Annotated in this window: 13 protein-coding genes; 7 read left to right on the top strand and 6 right to left on the bottom strand. The window is 41.3% G+C overall.

From position 1 onward, the window contains the following. Positions 1-22: 22 nt before the first annotated feature. Positions 23-1,282, bottom strand: a complete 1,260-nt coding sequence (locus tag AC1D0K_RS29660) for a M16 family metallopeptidase (protein WP_477392577.1) — start codon at positions 1,280-1,282, stop codon at positions 23-25. A 132-nt stretch (positions 1,283-1,414) separates the two neighbouring features. On the opposite strand from AC1D0K_RS29660, the gene AC1D0K_RS29665 reads away from it, so the two are divergent. Next, a complete protein-coding gene (locus tag AC1D0K_RS29665; RefSeq protein ID WP_477442114.1) occupies positions 1,415-1,963 on the top strand; it encodes a hypothetical protein in 549 nt (182 codons plus the stop codon). Positions 1,964-2,157: 194 nt separating this feature from the next. Here AC1D0K_RS29665 and AC1D0K_RS29670 read toward each other — a convergent pair whose 3' ends face one another. Both AC1D0K_RS29670 and AC1D0K_RS29675 read right to left on the bottom strand, forming a co-directional pair. After that, positions 2,158-2,502 carry a phosphoribosylpyrophosphate synthetase gene (locus tag AC1D0K_RS29670; RefSeq protein ID WP_295719374.1) on the bottom strand — a complete coding sequence of 115 codons (345 nt, stop codon included), beginning with the start codon at positions 2,500-2,502 and terminating at the stop codon, positions 2,158-2,160. A gap of 214 nt (positions 2,503-2,716) precedes the next feature. Next, positions 2,717-4,330: a hypothetical protein gene (locus AC1D0K_RS29675; protein ID WP_477392582.1), complete on the bottom strand. Its 1,614-nt coding sequence runs from the start codon at positions 4,328-4,330 to the stop codon at positions 2,717-2,719. A 243-nt stretch (positions 4,331-4,573) separates the two neighbouring features. Between AC1D0K_RS29675 and AC1D0K_RS29680 the strand changes: the two genes are divergently transcribed. Next, a complete protein-coding gene (locus tag AC1D0K_RS29680) occupies positions 4,574-4,957 on the top strand; it encodes a hypothetical protein (protein WP_477392584.1) in 384 nt (127 codons plus the stop codon). A 93-nt stretch (positions 4,958-5,050) separates the two neighbouring features. Beyond that, positions 5,051-5,242, top strand: coding sequence for a hypothetical protein (locus tag AC1D0K_RS29685; RefSeq protein WP_477392586.1), 192 nt, complete (start codon positions 5,051-5,053; stop codon positions 5,240-5,242). Positions 5,243-5,303: 61 nt separating this feature from the next. Here AC1D0K_RS29685 and clpB read toward each other — a convergent pair whose 3' ends face one another. Beyond that, on the bottom strand, positions 5,304-7,922 hold the full coding sequence (clpB, locus tag AC1D0K_RS29690) for an ATP-dependent chaperone ClpB (RefSeq protein WP_477392588.1): 2,619 nt from the start codon (positions 7,920-7,922) through the stop codon (positions 5,304-5,306). A gap of 155 nt (positions 7,923-8,077) precedes the next feature. Here clpB and AC1D0K_RS29695 point away from each other — a divergent pair, with 155 nt between their 5' ends. Then, positions 8,078-9,403 (top strand): sensor histidine kinase, encoded by a 1,326-nt coding sequence (locus AC1D0K_RS29695; RefSeq protein ID WP_477392590.1) that lies wholly within the window; start codon positions 8,078-8,080, stop codon positions 9,401-9,403. A gap of 148 nt (positions 9,404-9,551) precedes the next feature. Here AC1D0K_RS29695 and ligD read toward each other — a convergent pair whose 3' ends face one another. Next, positions 9,552-12,266 carry a DNA ligase D gene (ligD, locus tag AC1D0K_RS29700; RefSeq protein WP_477392627.1) on the bottom strand — a complete coding sequence of 905 codons (2,715 nt, stop codon included), beginning with the start codon at positions 12,264-12,266 and terminating at the stop codon, positions 9,552-9,554. A 208-nt stretch (positions 12,267-12,474) separates the two neighbouring features. Between ligD and AC1D0K_RS29705 the strand changes: the two genes are divergently transcribed. The 3 genes from AC1D0K_RS29705 to AC1D0K_RS29715 all read left to right on the top strand — a co-directional run bounded on the left by AC1D0K_RS29705 (position 12,475) and on the right by AC1D0K_RS29715 (position 14,304). After that, on the top strand, positions 12,475-13,026 hold the full coding sequence (locus tag AC1D0K_RS29705) for a dihydrofolate reductase family protein (protein ID WP_477392592.1): 552 nt from the start codon (positions 12,475-12,477) through the stop codon (positions 13,024-13,026). 58 nt (positions 13,027-13,084) lie between these two features. Next, positions 13,085-13,468, top strand: coding sequence for a hypothetical protein (locus AC1D0K_RS29710; RefSeq protein WP_295719392.1), 384 nt, complete (start codon positions 13,085-13,087; stop codon positions 13,466-13,468). A gap of 512 nt (positions 13,469-13,980) precedes the next feature. After that, complete coding sequence (locus tag AC1D0K_RS29715; RefSeq protein WP_477392595.1) at positions 13,981-14,304, top strand: hypothetical protein; 324 nt, start codon at positions 13,981-13,983, stop codon at positions 14,302-14,304. On the opposite strand, the gene AC1D0K_RS29720 is transcribed toward AC1D0K_RS29715, so the two are convergent. After that, positions 14,301-15,194 carry an SMP-30/gluconolactonase/LRE family protein gene (locus AC1D0K_RS29720; protein ID WP_477392597.1) on the bottom strand — a complete coding sequence of 298 codons (894 nt, stop codon included), beginning with the start codon at positions 15,192-15,194 and terminating at the stop codon, positions 14,301-14,303. The two genes, AC1D0K_RS29715 and AC1D0K_RS29720, sit on opposite strands and share 4 nt — an antisense overlap.

Below are 15,194 nucleotides of genomic sequence, written 5' to 3' on the forward strand. Positions count from 1 at the left end.
GACAATTCCGGTTCAGGCAGATTTAATCCTGTAAATCGTGTATAACTTCTTCCGCCAAATAAATCAGCGTTGATGAATTATCTTTTCTAAAAATCTTATTAGCTGCTTCCTTGATCTGTGCCGCTGTTACAGCCAGGTATTTCCCAGTTTCCTGGTTAAGGAGGTCGGCATCACCAAGTAACTCAAACGAGGCAAGGTTCATGGCTTTATCCAGCAATGACATTTCAGAAAACACCATGGTTGATTCTGTTTTGTTTTGCACCTTGGTTAATTCATCTGCGGGAATTTCGGTGTTCTTAACTTTTTCCAGTTCTTCCCATAAGGCCGCTTCGGCTTGTTCAATGCTGATGTTCTCCAGCGGCTTACCTTCAAGCACAAACATTCCTTTATCCAAGCTGCTGGTAATATAAGCATGCACCTCGCTAAAGATCTGTTTATCCTGTACCAGGCTCCGGTACAGACGCGATGAATGGCCGCGCGAAAGTATATCGCTCAATAACTCCACAGCGTAATAATCCTCATCTAAACGGGCTCCCATCTGGAAAGCTATATAAACATCGTTTAATGGCACTTTTGCGGTAACCGTTTCACGGCGCTCTTCGCGCTGATCAGGTTCCTGCGGCAGGTTACGGTTGTATTTTTCACCTGCGGGTATTGGCCCAAACCATTTTTCTGAAAGCGCTTTTACCTCGCTGGTAGTTATGTTTCCGCCCACAACCATAATTGCATTTTGCGGATTATAGTGTTTCTTGAAAAACGCTTTTACATCCTCAATCCTTGCCTCCTCAATATGCTCGATGGTTTTGCCGATAGTAGCCCACTTGTATGAGTGCAATTTGTAAACCAGCGGACGAAGCTTTAACCAAACATCGCCATATGGCTGGTTAAGGTAACGCTGCTTAAACTCTTCAATCACCACATTGCGTTGCACCTCCAGGCTTTTCTCGCTAAAAGCAAGGTTAAGCATCCTATCACTTTCCAGCCAGAAAGCGGTTTCGATATTGGTTGATGGCAGGGTGATATAGTAGTTGGTAATATCGTTGCTGGTGAAGGCATTGTTTTCGCCGCCTACCCTTTGCAGGGGTTCGTCATAGCTGGGGATATTTACCGATCCGCCAAACATCAGGTGCTCAAACAAATGGGCAAAGCCGGTTTGTTCGGGATTTTCGTCGCGGGCGCCAACATCATACAGAATGTTGAGCACCGCCATAGGCGTAGTATTATCTTCGTGAACAATAACCCGCAGGCCATTATCCAGTGTAAATCGGTTGAACTTAACCATGGACAGTTATATTTAAACAAAAAGCAAATGTAAAAATTTTGTTGGTATTGGTTTGAAGAATCGGGAAGCCCTTTTGTTTGATTAAGTAGTAAATTTTAAATTTCCACTGCTATCATTTACTTTTATATCACCATGACCCAATCCGAGCTCATCAAAAAAATCACCAGTATTATTGGTAAACCCAAGGTGCTTGAGCTTAGCAGGATATTGAAGGAACAACAGTTTGCTTTACGCGATTTAATTGATATTACTTTTCAACAGGATAAGGCTGTTGCATTCAGGGCGGTGTGGATACTCGAAAATGTCTTTCTATCTGATCCCGAAATTTATCTTGACGATTTGCACTATATGATCTCGCGGTTTGGCGAAGTGAAGCACCCAGGATGCCAGCGTCATTATGCCAAAATAATAATGCACATCACTGATGCAAAAGCCTCAAAGTCGCTACAATTAAAGCTTAAGGAAATCAACTTTGAACCAGTGGTTGAGCAACTGTTTGATTGGATGATAAATCCCAGGGCAAAAGTTGCTGTAAAAATATTTGCAGCTTATGCCCTATTCAATTTAAAGGATTTATTCCCCTGGGTTAAAGAAGAGCTTACCGCTCAAATGGAGTTTTTAATGCGCAATGGCAGTGCAGCCATACAAGCAGGTGGAAAGAAAATTTTGAAGGAATTGTAGATTTTAGATGTGCAGATTTCAAATTACAGATGTGCAGATGATTGTCTGAACCAGAATTCATCGAATTTGTAGAATTCTTTGAATTTTAAAATTCTGTTAATTTATTAATTCGATAAATTCGGATTCAGACATTTACCTATCTAAAAATCATCTGCACATCTGAAATCTGCACACCTGCACATCTAAACATCTGATTACGCATGCGGCCTGTCCTGGCCGTGCAAATTATCGCTTACCTGGCCGTGGCGCAGCTTGGCATGTATGGCTGATGAACTATCATCTGCATAAGTGCCATAGGCATTTACCAGCACTCCTTTAAGGTTATATTTTTGCGATGATACAGCATAAACTATTGACATATCATCGGGGTTGCTGGCGCCTTCAAAACGGTAAAACTCATCAATTACAAAATCTTCTTCACCCATATGTATACCCTGGGCTTTATCATCTATTGTATCACCTTCCAGGCTAAGGTTAGCTGTGTATCCTCTTGTGAAAAGATCATTAGTGGCGTCTATTAAACTTTCGTAAGTTTTCATAATGGTGATGTTTTGTTTAAGTGTGCGCAGTTGATAATTCACTGCTTTGATATAACTGCTGAAGTATGAATCTTGTTTCGATTTAAAACTGATTATTAAAAAATACCGGTTTAACTGCGAACAGTTTGAATCAAATAAAAACGCCCCGATACTACAGTAACGGGACGTTTTATTTTAAGGCATTTTCTTAGTAAAATACCTGGAGTAAGGCTATTTATTGTGCCTTAGCCAGCCACAACGAAGCATTTAAATGCAAAGCCGGGTGCGAAGTATAGCCAGAAGGCGCATCACCAGACCATCCATTAAACAAACTATCGTTGGTATCGCCTGTACCATCATCGGCCGGTGAGCTATCACCAATAAATACAACGCGACCAGAGCCATATGTTGCTAAAAGCGCCATGGCATTAGCTGTACCACCATTGGTAGCGCTGTTACGCCAAAATAAGCCCTGTACACTTGAATTGTCCGCAGGGTATAAAGTGGCGGTTGATCCGTTATAAAAAGCCAGTTTTGAAGCTGTGCCAGCCGCGCCATTTAATACAATTTGCGCGTTGGTGTTAGTACCTGTATAAACATTAGTTGACGGCCCTTCGCTGATGTCAACATAGTTGATATTGAAACCAAAAGGATTGCTGTTGTTGATACCGTTATTGGTCATCAAATCGTTCCAAACACGTGGCGAATCGTAACCATCACCGTCCCTGTCAGATGGGTTATAGCCATTGGCATCAGTACCGGCAGTTGTAGCAGCAGTGTGGTCGGCTATCATAAATAAGCCTCCACCGTTGGCAACAAAGTTCATTAGGGCTGTTTTCTCGGCAGCTGTAAATAAACGGTTGGGCTCAACAACTACAAATACATCATAATTACTCAAATCCTGTGCACCTGCAGTGCCGTAGGTAATTGTTGATCCGCTTGGCAATGACTCAACCAGCTCACCCCGTTTTACCAATTCAACTGCCCATGAAGAAATAGCGCCTTTCCAATAGGTTTCGGCAGTAGTAGCCGTAATGCCTGTGTATGATGGTGTTGGTATACGCTGCGCTTTTGTTTCAACAGTTGTACCGCCGGTATACATAGGCACATTTTCGGTACCATCGGCATCAATCTGCCAATCGGCGCTGCCTGCATTTTCAAGGTGACTTGCATCAAACAGGAATTTTTTACCTGTAAGTACAGTACCGCCACCACCACCTGTGCCACCATCATTTATGGTGACATCATCTATATCAATACGGTTGGTACCGCCGGTTAATTTACGAATCTCTAACCGTGCTGTACCAGTTACACCACTAATAGTAAACGTTGAAGTAGTAAGTGTTGTGGTAGTAGTTATGGTTGAACCTGCCTGCGCCCAGCTGGTGCCTCCGTTAACAGAATAAAATAAACCCCATGTGCTTGCCGCATCCGAGCCATAAGTGCCACTTTTTATAGTAACGCTACTTATGCCAGTAGTAACATCAAATAACATGGTAATTTTCCCGGTGTTACGAATACGGCCTGCCCATGAACCAGCTTTAAGATCTCCGGACAGGTTGCCTATTAACGCATCATACATATTCCATGAGCTGCCGGATAAGGTTACATTATCGCCACTGGCCGAACCTGTGGGTGATACATCATAAGCCGTTTTAGGGCTGGTTGCGCCAACCTCAAACCCCTGGGTAAGTGATACCGCCTGGATTTTAAGTTTTGTTACCGATACCGTTTTGTTATCGGCAGCATTTTGAACAGGCTGACTTGAGTTTTTTTGACAGCCTGAGGTTAGGGCTCCGGCAAAAGCTAAGGCAGCAAAAAGCAGCCTCGAATTTGTAAATTTTAGCATAGTGATTTTTTAAGGTGTTTTATGTATAAGTTTATGTTTATTAACTGTATGTCAAACTTCAATAAAAATACATGGCTATATATTGCCAATATATTAACTTATTGTTAAATATAGGCGTTTTAGTTAATAGTATTAATTGGAATTAAATTTTATTAGTTGCCTGGTACCGCAACGGATAATCCATATAATCAATGAGATTTCAATAACAGTAATTGATTATATTTACACGTGATAAATGGCGACATGATGTTTACTAATTTGAAAAAACAGGCAAGGCAGGGCTTACTGGCATTTTCCTTATTGATCAGTTTTTTCGCCGTATCCGGTTATGTAGGCAGTAATCTGCCAAGCAGCACAACTACCAATACAGAAGTGCTGGCGGCTAATTCAGTCGCCTTAAAACATGGCATAAGTTATAAAAGAGCGTTCTGTTCTTTTTATAGGATCAAGCTACTCAATATTCAACACAGCGATAATTACTGTCAACGGGTATTATTGCATAATAAGCTTACTATAAGCAGATACCATCATTTGGCGCAACTTTTTTCAGTTTATAGATCCGCTCCTGATTACCAATTCATAAACATTCCCCGTGTTTCCTATCCAGATGCAGGCCTGATAGGTTAACAAACTCTCGTTTCCCAATTTATTGAATTAAGTAAAATTTATTTAACGGTTTAACTGTGCCTTAAAGCCAGCTAAATGTTTATTGCCTGCTACATGAAAAAGCTTAAAAAGCTATTGAGGCTTATTTGCCTTGCTATATTTTTATTATTGGCCGTAACCGGAATTTCTATAGCCGGAGCCGCCCCTATTCTTGCCAAAAACGAAGAGCGTTTTAATAACACTGAAAGCCCTGTAGAGATGGTGGATAAGAAGAAGGAGGAGGAGGAAAAAGATGATGTTTTTTAAGTTCAAAAAAAAAAGAGCGGCCCGGCGGGTCGCTCTTTTACTTATATGATGGAGTTAAATATTATTTAACAGGTTCAGAAACCACCTTAGGTATGTTCAAAAACACAAAATTATTATCAAACATATCAACTTTAATGGTGCTATCCTTATCTACCTTGCCAGCCAGGATCTGCTTCGATAACTCGTTGAGGATCTTTTTCTGGATGACACGTTTTAGCGGACGGGCACCAAACTGAGGGTCGTAACCTAACTGGCCGAGCCAGTCAAGCGCTTCGTCAGAAGCTTCCATGGTAACGCCCATTTCGGCCAGGGTTTCTTTTACGTGATTAAACTGCAATTTCACAATATCATGAATCTCATCGCGACTAAGCGGGGTAAACATGATGATCTCATCAATACGGTTCAAAAACTCCGGACGAATAGTTGCCCTTAAAAGGCTAAATAATTCGTTCTTTGTTTTGGCAATCAGCTCATCACGGTTTTCATCCTCCAAAGTCTGGAAGTTTTCCTGGATAATGTTTGATCCTATGTTTGATGTCATGATGATGATGGTGTTCTTAAAGTTTACCACACGACCTTTATTATCGGTCAGCCGGCCATCATCCAACACCTGCAACAGGATATTAAACACATCCGGGTGTGCCTTTTCAATTTCATCAAGCAGCACTACACTGTATGGCTTACGACGCACAGCCTCTGTTAACTGACCGCCTTCATCATAACCCACATAGCCCGGAGGCGCTCCTATTAGTCTTGACACAGCATGACGTTCCTGGTATTCGCTCATATCTATCCGCACCAATGCGCCTTCGTCATTAAACAGGAACTCGGCCAATGCCTTTGCCAGCTCGGTTTTACCCACCCCGGTTGTACCTAAAAATATGAACGATCCAATTGGCCTGCGTTTATCCTGCAAACCTGCGCGGCTGCGGCGTATAGCATCGCTTATAGCTTCAATCGCTTCCTGTTGGCCTGCTACTCGTTTATGCAATTCATCTTCCAGGCTCAGCAGTTTTTCACGTTCGCTCTGGATCATTTTACTAACCGGGATACCTGTCCAGCGGCTTACTACTCCGGCAATATCATCTGCAGTAACTTCTTCTTTCAGCATGCGGCTGTCACTCTGATTTTCCAGCAGAGCAGCCTTTAGCTTCTCAACTTCGGCCTGTGCCTCTACAATGGTACCATAGCGTAGTTCGGCTACTTTACCATAGTCGCCTGCACGCTCCGCCTGTTCAGCTTCCTGTTTGTAGTTTTCTATCAGTTCAACTTTTGTGTTGATACCGTCAACAAGATCTTTCTCACCTTTCCATTTGGCTCGTAATGAATCGCGCTGGGCCGATAGATTGGCAATCTCTTCGCTTAAATCGGCAACCTTCCGGTCGTCCTTTTCACGCTTAATGGCTTCGCGCTCAATTTCCAGCTGCATAATACGGCGTTCCAGCTCATCCACAACCTCCGGCACCGAATCCATTTCAAGGCGCAGTTTTGATGCGGCCTCATCCATCAGGTCGATAGCCTTATCGGGTAAAAACCTGTCAGCTATATAACGTTGCGACATTTCAACCGCTGCAATAATAGCCTCATCTTTTATCCGCACCTTGTGGTGTGTTTCGTAACGTTCCTTTAAACCCCTTAAAATTGATATCGCATCGGCAGTATCCGGCTCTTCAACCATCACTTTCTGAAAACGGCGTTCAAGGGCTTTATCTTTCTCTAAATATTTCTGGTATTCATTAAGCGTGGTAGCGCCTATTGACCTTAATTCGCCACGGGCCAAAGCAGGTTTTAATATATTAGCGGCATCCATAGCGCCTTCGCCACCACCGGCACCTACAAGGGTATGGATCTCGTCAATAAACAAAATGATCTCGCCATCGCTTTGAGTAACTTCTTTAATAACCGCTTTTAAGCGTTCTTCAAACTCACCTTTGTACTTGGCGCCTGCTATAAGAGCTCCCATATCAAGCGAATAAACTACCTTGGTTTTCAGGCTCTCGGGCACATCACCCTTGATGATCCTGAAAGCTATACCCTCGGCAATGGCGGTTTTACCAACGCCGGGTTCACCTACCAGTATCGGATTATTTTTGGTACGGCGCGAAAGGATCTGGATAACCCTGCGAATCTCCTCATCCCGGCCAATAACCGGATCAAGCTTGCCCGATTCTGCATACTCATTAAGGTTACGGGCATATTTATTAAGGGCATTGTAGGTAGCTTCGGCGTTTTGATCGGTTACCTTGCTATCACCGCGTAAGCTGATGATCGCTTTTTTAAGGTCACTTTCGTTCACCCCAAAATCTTTAAGGGCAGTACTTACCTTGCCGCCTGCTGCCAATAAGCCTAATAATATATGTTCAACAGATACAAACTCATCTTTAAACTCTTTTAAATATCCCTGTGCTTTTTGCAGGGCCGAATTGCTATCTGAAGATAAATAACCATTGCTGCCGCTTACTTTAGGGAACGACGCAATCTGCGTATCTAAAGTATCGTTTAGGCGTTTAAGGTTAACATTTAGTTTTTTTAATAAATACGATATAACATTTTCATCAACCAGCAACAAACCCTTTAACAGGTGCGCTGGTTCAATTGCCTGTTGCTGGTTACCAGTGGCAATTTCAGAAGCCTTTTGAACGGCTTCCTGGGCTTTTATTGTAAAGTTGTTAAAATTCATAGTGATTTATATTAGTTAGATCCAGTCAAATCCCTTGCCAGTTGTTAATGCCTGATAAAAAGTCATGCAAGAATAAATTAAAACGCCATTTTGACGCCACCAGCATGATTCTTAGTAATTTTTGATATTTTTGATGAGCCCCAATAAGTTCAATTTTGAATACTCATTTCTTTTTTAATAGCCTGCCTGTAAAGTACCGGGCATTATACAGGGATTTTTACACCTATCAAAATTTGGTTGCCATAAGGGCAGCCAGCATCATTTTTTTATTACTTAACGTAATCATAAGGGCAGTATATCTTGCATTCCCGGCAAGCCTCACAAAGGCTCAAAATTTTCCTGAATTTAACACAAGTAACTGGGTATTTATATGCATCACTCCTATTTTTCTGATAATTAGCAACTTGCTTATTGTCGATTATAAAAAGCGTAAAAAAGGCACCCAGTTAATGGCATTTGTTGTGTTTTTATTTTCGCTATACATTATTACATGTGGCATGTATTCCAGTTTTATTGCCACATCTGATCCTGGCGACGCCCTTATCCTTTACCTGATTGCTTTATGCTTTATTAGCGCCATTTGCGTATTTGAGTACTATGAAACCATTATATTAATTATCGTTATTGAATTGTTTTTTACGGCATTGCTGTTATATAGCCAAACATCGCCAACCCAAATGCTTTATAACCAGCTTACATCATTAATACTGTTATCGGCCTTTTATTTAACATCGCGGTACTTTTTCACTTTTAAAGGCAATAGTTTTAACCAGGTTATTCAAATTAAAGAAAAAAACGAGCAGATTGAAAAAGCAAATGGGTTTAAAAACCAGGTACTGGGCATGGTAGCTCATGACCTGCGCAACCCAATAGCAGCCGTTGAATCCATTGCCATGATAATGGAATTGGACGAGATAAATGAAGATACCCGCGACAACCTGGAAATGGTAAAGGCTTCATGTGCAAAAGCCCGGTCAATAATTGATGATTTACTGGAGGCCGCCCGCAATGATAACAACCATGTGATGGTTACTGAAAGAACCGAACTGAACCAGCTACTTAAAACAGCGGTACAAAGCTGGAAAACCCAGTTAAAGGCCGATGTATTATTCACGAGTAGCATAAACCCCGTTTACGCACTGATTAACAAAGAAAAATTCTACAGGGTTATTGATAACCTGGTAAGCAATGCTGTTAAATTTTCAAAGGATAATGAACGCATTGACATCAGGCTTAGCAAAATTGCTAACGAAATAGTGATTGAGGTGCAGGATTACGGCATGGGGATCCCCGAAGCTATTTTACCCGAAATATTTACCCGTTTTACAAAAGCCGGCCGTACCGGTACCAGGGGCGAAAAATCAACCGGTTTGGGCCTTAGCATCGTTCGGCAGATAGTTGAAAGCCATAATGGCACTATCAATGTTGAAAGCAATGAAGGCAAGGGCTCTATTTTTGTGGTAAAACTCCCTGTGGGATAATATTAATTGTAGGGCTCAGCAACTAACTTGCCATAGTAAATATCCAGATCACTCTGTAAAGTTCGCGATTGCCGCGCTGCGCTCGCAATGACATAAGGGATAATTGCTAATTGCAAACTACCAACTGTGAACTGCCCACTGCTAACTGCTAACTGAATAACCCCTGCGCCTTTTTAATAGCTTTCTCCAAATCAATGGCTTTACCTAAAACGCCTTTAAAAAGGTCACCTTCAATTTTTAGCCTGTCGATAGAGTTAAAAATAGTAAAATGCTTCATGGTAAGGCCGGGTTTAACTTCATCCCAATGCAGTGGCATTGATACTGTGGCGCCTACCTTTGGCCGCAGCGAGTAGGGACCAGCAATAGTAGCACCGGGGCGGTTTTGTAAAAAATCCAGGTACATTTTCCCTTTACGTTTGGCTACCATACGTTCCAGGCTGGTAAAATCTGGAATTTGTTTGTGAACAATATCTACAATGATCCGGGCAAACATTTGTGTTTGGTCATAACTGTATGCGGCATCCATTGGTATATAAATATGCATCCCGGTGGAGCCGGAAGTTTTGCAATAAGAAGGCACACCAATAGCATCCAAAACCTTTTTTACCTCAAGCGCTGCTTCTATTACCTGGTCAAAAGTATTTTTATCAGGATCCAAATCTATTACGCAGTAATCCGGGTTATCCGGCGATTGCACTCGACTAAACCAGGGATTCATTTCTATGCAACCCAGTGAAGCCATCCATAACAAACTGGCCTCATCGGTGCCAACTAAATATTCTTTATGCTCACCCTCGCCGTTGGTGTAGGGGAAAGTTTTAGCCCAATCTGGCGCTTTGTCTTTTACATCCTTTTGGTAAAAGCTTGGCCCGTGAATTCCGCCGGGAAAGCGGTTAAGTGACATAGGCCGATCTTTAAGGTAGGGTAAAATATATTCGGCAACCTGGTAATAATAATTAAACATGTCGCGCTTGGTTACTTTATCCTCGGGCCAGTAAACCTTACTTAGGTGTGTAAACTTCAAATCGTGACCGCAAATTTTGCGCACCTGCGTTTCGTCGGTTGGGTTTAGCAAGGTTTTTCTTTCCTTCCCCTTTGGCGGCTTAATTGCTGTTGCATGTACATCTTTCTGTGCATCTGCTACGTCCTCAACAGCTGCTTTGGTATGTTCGGCTATCTCACGTACCACGTCTTTTGCTTTTTTGTCGATCCGCATACCCTGGAAAGATGGATGCCTAAAAACGCCATCACTCGTAACTTCGGCAAATGCCACCTCACAAACCAGCTCGGGTTTAAGCCAGGTAGCTTTTGCTTTGGGTGGATTTGGCCTGAAACGTGAAGGTTTGTTTACATCGGGTATCAAATCAAAGGGACTTTTATCAGTAATAAGTGGTTTAAACTGTTCCATCATTTCCTTTTGTACTTTATCAGAAAACCCTGTGCCCACTTTACCCACATATTGAAGAGCTTTGTCTTCATAAACACCCAACAATAAAGAGCTGAACTGCTTTGAAGTATCTTCATTTTTGGTAAAACCCGCAATTACAACTTCCTGCCGTTTGTGCACCTTGATTTTAAGCCATTCTTTCGATCTGATGTTTGCAGAGTAAGTACCGCTGGCTTTTTTGGCTATAATACCCTCCAGGCCCATTCTCTCGGCGGCCTTAAAAAATTCAGTGCCGCTGGCATTAAATACTTTGCTTACGCGGATGCGATCATCATCAGCAGGTAAAACATCTTTTAAAATGGCCTGGCGCCCGGTAAGCGGTATATCCATGAGGTTTTTACCATCGTACCAAAGAATATCGAACACATAGTAAACCAGTTCGCCATCGGCCTCGCTGCGCCAGTTTTGCAGGTTGCCGAAATTGGAGATCCCTTTATCATTCAAAACTAATATCTCGCCGTCAAGCACGGCATTAATCTTCCAATCCTGCAGCAGTTTATAAATAGGGTAAAATTTTTCGTTAAACGTTTTGTTATTGCGGGACAATAGCTCCACCTCGCCCTTATTGATAAAAGCAAGCGCGCGGTAGCCATCCCATTTCACCTCGTAAACCCAATCAGCGTCATCAAAAGGCTCATCAACCAAGGTCGCCAACATCGGTTTTATCCCCGTTGGAATTTTGGCTTTAGGCGCTTTTTTCAACAGGGCGGCAGTATCTATATCCGCTGATTCAGCTATGCTTACTTCAGGTTCAACCGGTTCCGGTTTTTTTTCTTTTGATAAAGGATTTTTAGTTTTTCCAAGCTTCTCTTCGTGCCCATCTTGCCAAACCTTTTCACCCGTTTTTTCCATAGTTTCGATGGTTTTACCTGATATCACTGATTTATCTTCCCTGGTGATATCTTTTTTAGATGCAAAATCATCATCGTGTTTAATCAAGAGCCAGGCATTATCGCCCATGCCATGGGTTTTAACCAGGGCAAACTCCCCTTCCAGTTTTTCGCCGTGAAGCTTTATTTTGAGCGAACCAGATTTAAGCTGTTTTAACAATGCCTTTTCCTGTTCTTTTTTGCCTTTTATATCTTCAATAGGCTCATAGGTACCCTCATCCCAAACAATTACAGTACCGCCGCCATATTCGCCCTCAGGAATGATGCCTTCAAAGGTGCGGTAGTCATAAGGGTGATCTTCTACCATCATAGCCAGGCGCTTGGTTTTAGGATCTGTGGATGGGCCTTTGGGTACTGCCCAGCTTTTGAGCACGCCATCCATTTCCAGCCTGAAATCATAATGCAACCGGGATGCGTCATGTTTTTGAATAACGAAGGTCAAACTGTTTTTGTCCTTGCTTTTTCCCGCTTTTGGTTCGGCGGTTTTGTTAAAATCGCGCTTTTTTACATATTTTTCCAGGCTCATGGTAAATGATGTTTTGTAGGATAACATCGCCATTGGATGGAAAGTTTTAGAAAAACAAAGCTTCGGGAGTCTGTGAAAACGTTTTACAAATGATCAATAAATTACAATAATTTTCAAAAAACGATCAATTCTTTAAAACCCCTTGTCCAATATTTGTTATTTCATTTGATATAGGTGTAAAAGTCAAATTTTAAAACATCTAAATATCATGAGAAAATTAACCGCATTCAATTTTGTAACCTTGAATGGTTTTTATAAAGATGCCAACAACTCAACTGCCTGGCATGTACACTGCGAAGAAGGGGCAAAGTTTTCTGAAGATAATATGCAGGCCGGTAACATTTTACTTTTCGGGCGTATAACCTATGAAATGATGGCCGGTTTCTGGCCTTCGCCAATGGCTATGGAAAGCATGCCCGGAGTTGCCAAAGGAATGAACGAAGCCGAAAAAATTATTTTTTCGAAAGCTTTAAAAAAGGCAGACTGGCAAAACACCACGGTTATCAATAACATGGTTGCCGAGGTTAAAAAACTGAAACAAACACCCGGCCATGACATGACCATATTGGGCAGCGGCAGTATCATTACCCAACTGGCTGATGAAGGCTTATTGGATGGCATCCAGCTTATGGTTGACCCGGTAGCGCTGGGCGCCGGCATACCAATATTCGGCGGCATAAGTAAACAGCTCAACCTGAAACTAACCGATACCAAAACTTTTAAAAGTGGGGCTGTGTTGCTTTCCTATCAATTGTTGTAGATTAGTGCATTAAACCAATCTTTAAAGCCCAAGTCATACCAGCACAAAATCATAAAACATGAAAAAGTTACTATTTACAATTATGCTTTTAGCCGGTTTAGGCCTGTTTGCAAACGCGCAAAACAAAACTCCCATAACTCCTGCATTAAAAGCCGCTAAACAAACCAAGGAGTTAACCAAACAATTAAGCCTAACCAATAGCCAGATTACAAAGGCAAACGCGGTGTTGCTGGAACAGGATAAAAGCCTTGACAGCTTAAAAGCGCTTAAAACTACCAATGATAAAAAAGAACAAAAATATGCGCATAAGCTGATCCGTGATAAGGCTGATGCCAAATTAAAAGCGATACTTACTCCCGAGCAGAAAACTAAGTATGATGCTTTAATAACAGCTAAAAAAGAAAAAAAAGCTGCTAAGAAAAAAGCTGAACCTGCCAATTAGTACCAGGTTAATTAGTTTTCCTGTTAAATAGCCGCAAATAAGGCATATCAAATCCTGTAAACTTTGTAATATTTTTTATAAAGTTTACAGGATTTTCAATTTTACAAACTTTATTGGTATCATTTTTGCCTTGCATAAATATATTGATATACAGGCATATAACATGTTATAACAACATTTATTTATTTACCAATATCGCATATAAATACTTTTTAAATTATCAAATTGTTAATATTTGATAATTTAACTTAAAACATTTGCAAAATAAAAGATGTGTTGTATATTTGTAGTGTAATAAATGTAAGGCGCTGAACGGCAGCAACAGATGGTTCGAGACCTCCCTTACAGCTCTTCTCATAATTTAGGTTTATAATTGGTTAGAACGCGCCCCTGCCCATCAGAGGGCGCTTCTTGTTTCTATAGGTTTTTACAAAACACCGCGAGCCAGGCAGAATACCATTTTTCACAAACAAAGCCGCCAGCACATTGTATTATCATGAAAATAATACTTTATGAAAAATCCGGTTTATTTAGCTTTGAAACACGCTGATGGCAGCTTACGGAACATTATTGTTGAACCGGTTTTAAAACACGATTTAAGCGATAAAGGAATTTATAAAATATATAAAACAAGCATCGATAATGAATCGGCATTATTTACCGAAACTTTGGAAATAGACGAAGGGCAATCTAACCTGGCCGATAAAAACAATCCCGACTATTTAGGCACCCTCACTTTTGGGCAGGCCGACCATCAACAATGGCAATACGAGGGCGATCTGTTAACCCGCAATGAGCAACAACAAATAGCAAATTACCTGCAGCAAAAAACTTAGTCTACCCCTTTAACTTTCATTTGAAAAGTATAAACCGCCTTAGATGCGGTAATAAAAAGCATATCCTTGTTTTTACCACCAAAGCAGATATTGGCTGTCCAGGGTTCATCTATATCTATATGGGCAACTTTTTCGCCCTTGGCATTAAATATGGTTACACCTTTTCCTGTAAGGTAAACATCTCCTTTTTCGTCTATCGTCATCCCATCAGATCCCTGGGCTGTGAAAAGGGTCCTGTTGGTTAATGATCCATCTTTATTGATATCATAACGGTAAGTTTTGTTGTCACCAATATCGGCCACGTACAAATATTTGCCATCGGCAGTGCCTACAATACCGTTGGGTTGTTTCAATTTATCATCAACAATAACAGCTTCATGTTTTCCTTTGGGCAGATAATATAATTTTTGACCATCAAGATCAGATTTTTTACGGGTCCAATAATCGCGTTGGTAATATGGATCTGTAATGTATAAACCACCATCCGGGCGTACCCAAACATCATTGGGGCCATTAAATAGCAAGCCTTTATAGTCTTTCAACAAAATTTCAATTTTTCCTTTTGGGCTGATAGACCACAGCTGGTTCTTTGCATCGGCACAGCTAATGAGATTACCCTTCTTATCAAAATACATCCCGTTACTGCGGCCTGCACTATCTAAAAAAACAGTTAGCTTTCCATCGGTATCGTACTTCCAGATTTTATCATTAGGTTGATCGGTAAAAAAAACGTCACCTTTTTTATTAACTGCCGGCCCCTCTGTAAACAGGAATTGTTTGGATACCAATACTGGTTTAGTACCAGCATCATATAAGGTTGCTGCATCCTGGCTAAATACTTTAAAGGTTGCTGCTATCAGGCTTAATAATATCGAAAAAAGTTTTTTCAT

The organism is Mucilaginibacter sp. P1_A3, from assembly GCF_056406855.1.

Bases quoted from the DNA above. Each gene is read 5' to 3' on its own strand.
- AC1D0K_RS29660 (WP_477392577.1), bottom strand. From the start codon at position 1,282: ATGGTTAAGTTCAACCGATTTACACTGGATAATGGCCTGCGGGTTATT.
- AC1D0K_RS29665 (WP_477442114.1), top strand. From the start codon at position 1,415: ATGACCCAATCCGAGCTCATCAAAAAAATCACCAGTATTATTGGTAAA.
- AC1D0K_RS29670 (WP_295719374.1), bottom strand. From the start codon at position 2,502: ATGAAAACTTACGAAAGTTTAATAGACGCCACTAATGATCTTTTCACA.
- AC1D0K_RS29675 (WP_477392582.1), bottom strand. From the start codon at position 4,330: ATGCTAAAATTTACAAATTCGAGGCTGCTTTTTGCTGCCTTAGCTTTT.
- AC1D0K_RS29680 (WP_477392584.1), top strand. From the start codon at position 4,574: ATGATGTTTACTAATTTGAAAAAACAGGCAAGGCAGGGCTTACTGGCA.
- AC1D0K_RS29685 (WP_477392586.1), top strand. From the start codon at position 5,051: ATGAAAAAGCTTAAAAAGCTATTGAGGCTTATTTGCCTTGCTATATTT.
- clpB (WP_477392588.1), bottom strand. From the start codon at position 7,922: ATGAATTTTAACAACTTTACAATAAAAGCCCAGGAAGCCGTTCAAAAG.
- ligD (WP_477392627.1), bottom strand. From the start codon at position 12,266: ATGAGCCTGGAAAAATATGTAAAAAAGCGCGATTTTAACAAAACCGCC.
- AC1D0K_RS29705 (WP_477392592.1), top strand. From the start codon at position 12,475: ATGAGAAAATTAACCGCATTCAATTTTGTAACCTTGAATGGTTTTTAT.
- AC1D0K_RS29710 (WP_295719392.1), top strand. From the start codon at position 13,085: ATGAAAAAGTTACTATTTACAATTATGCTTTTAGCCGGTTTAGGCCTG.
- AC1D0K_RS29715 (WP_477392595.1), top strand. From the start codon at position 13,981: ATGAAAAATCCGGTTTATTTAGCTTTGAAACACGCTGATGGCAGCTTA.
- AC1D0K_RS29720 (WP_477392597.1), bottom strand. From the start codon at position 15,194: ATGAAAAAACTTTTTTCGATATTATTAAGCCTGATAGCAGCAACCTTT.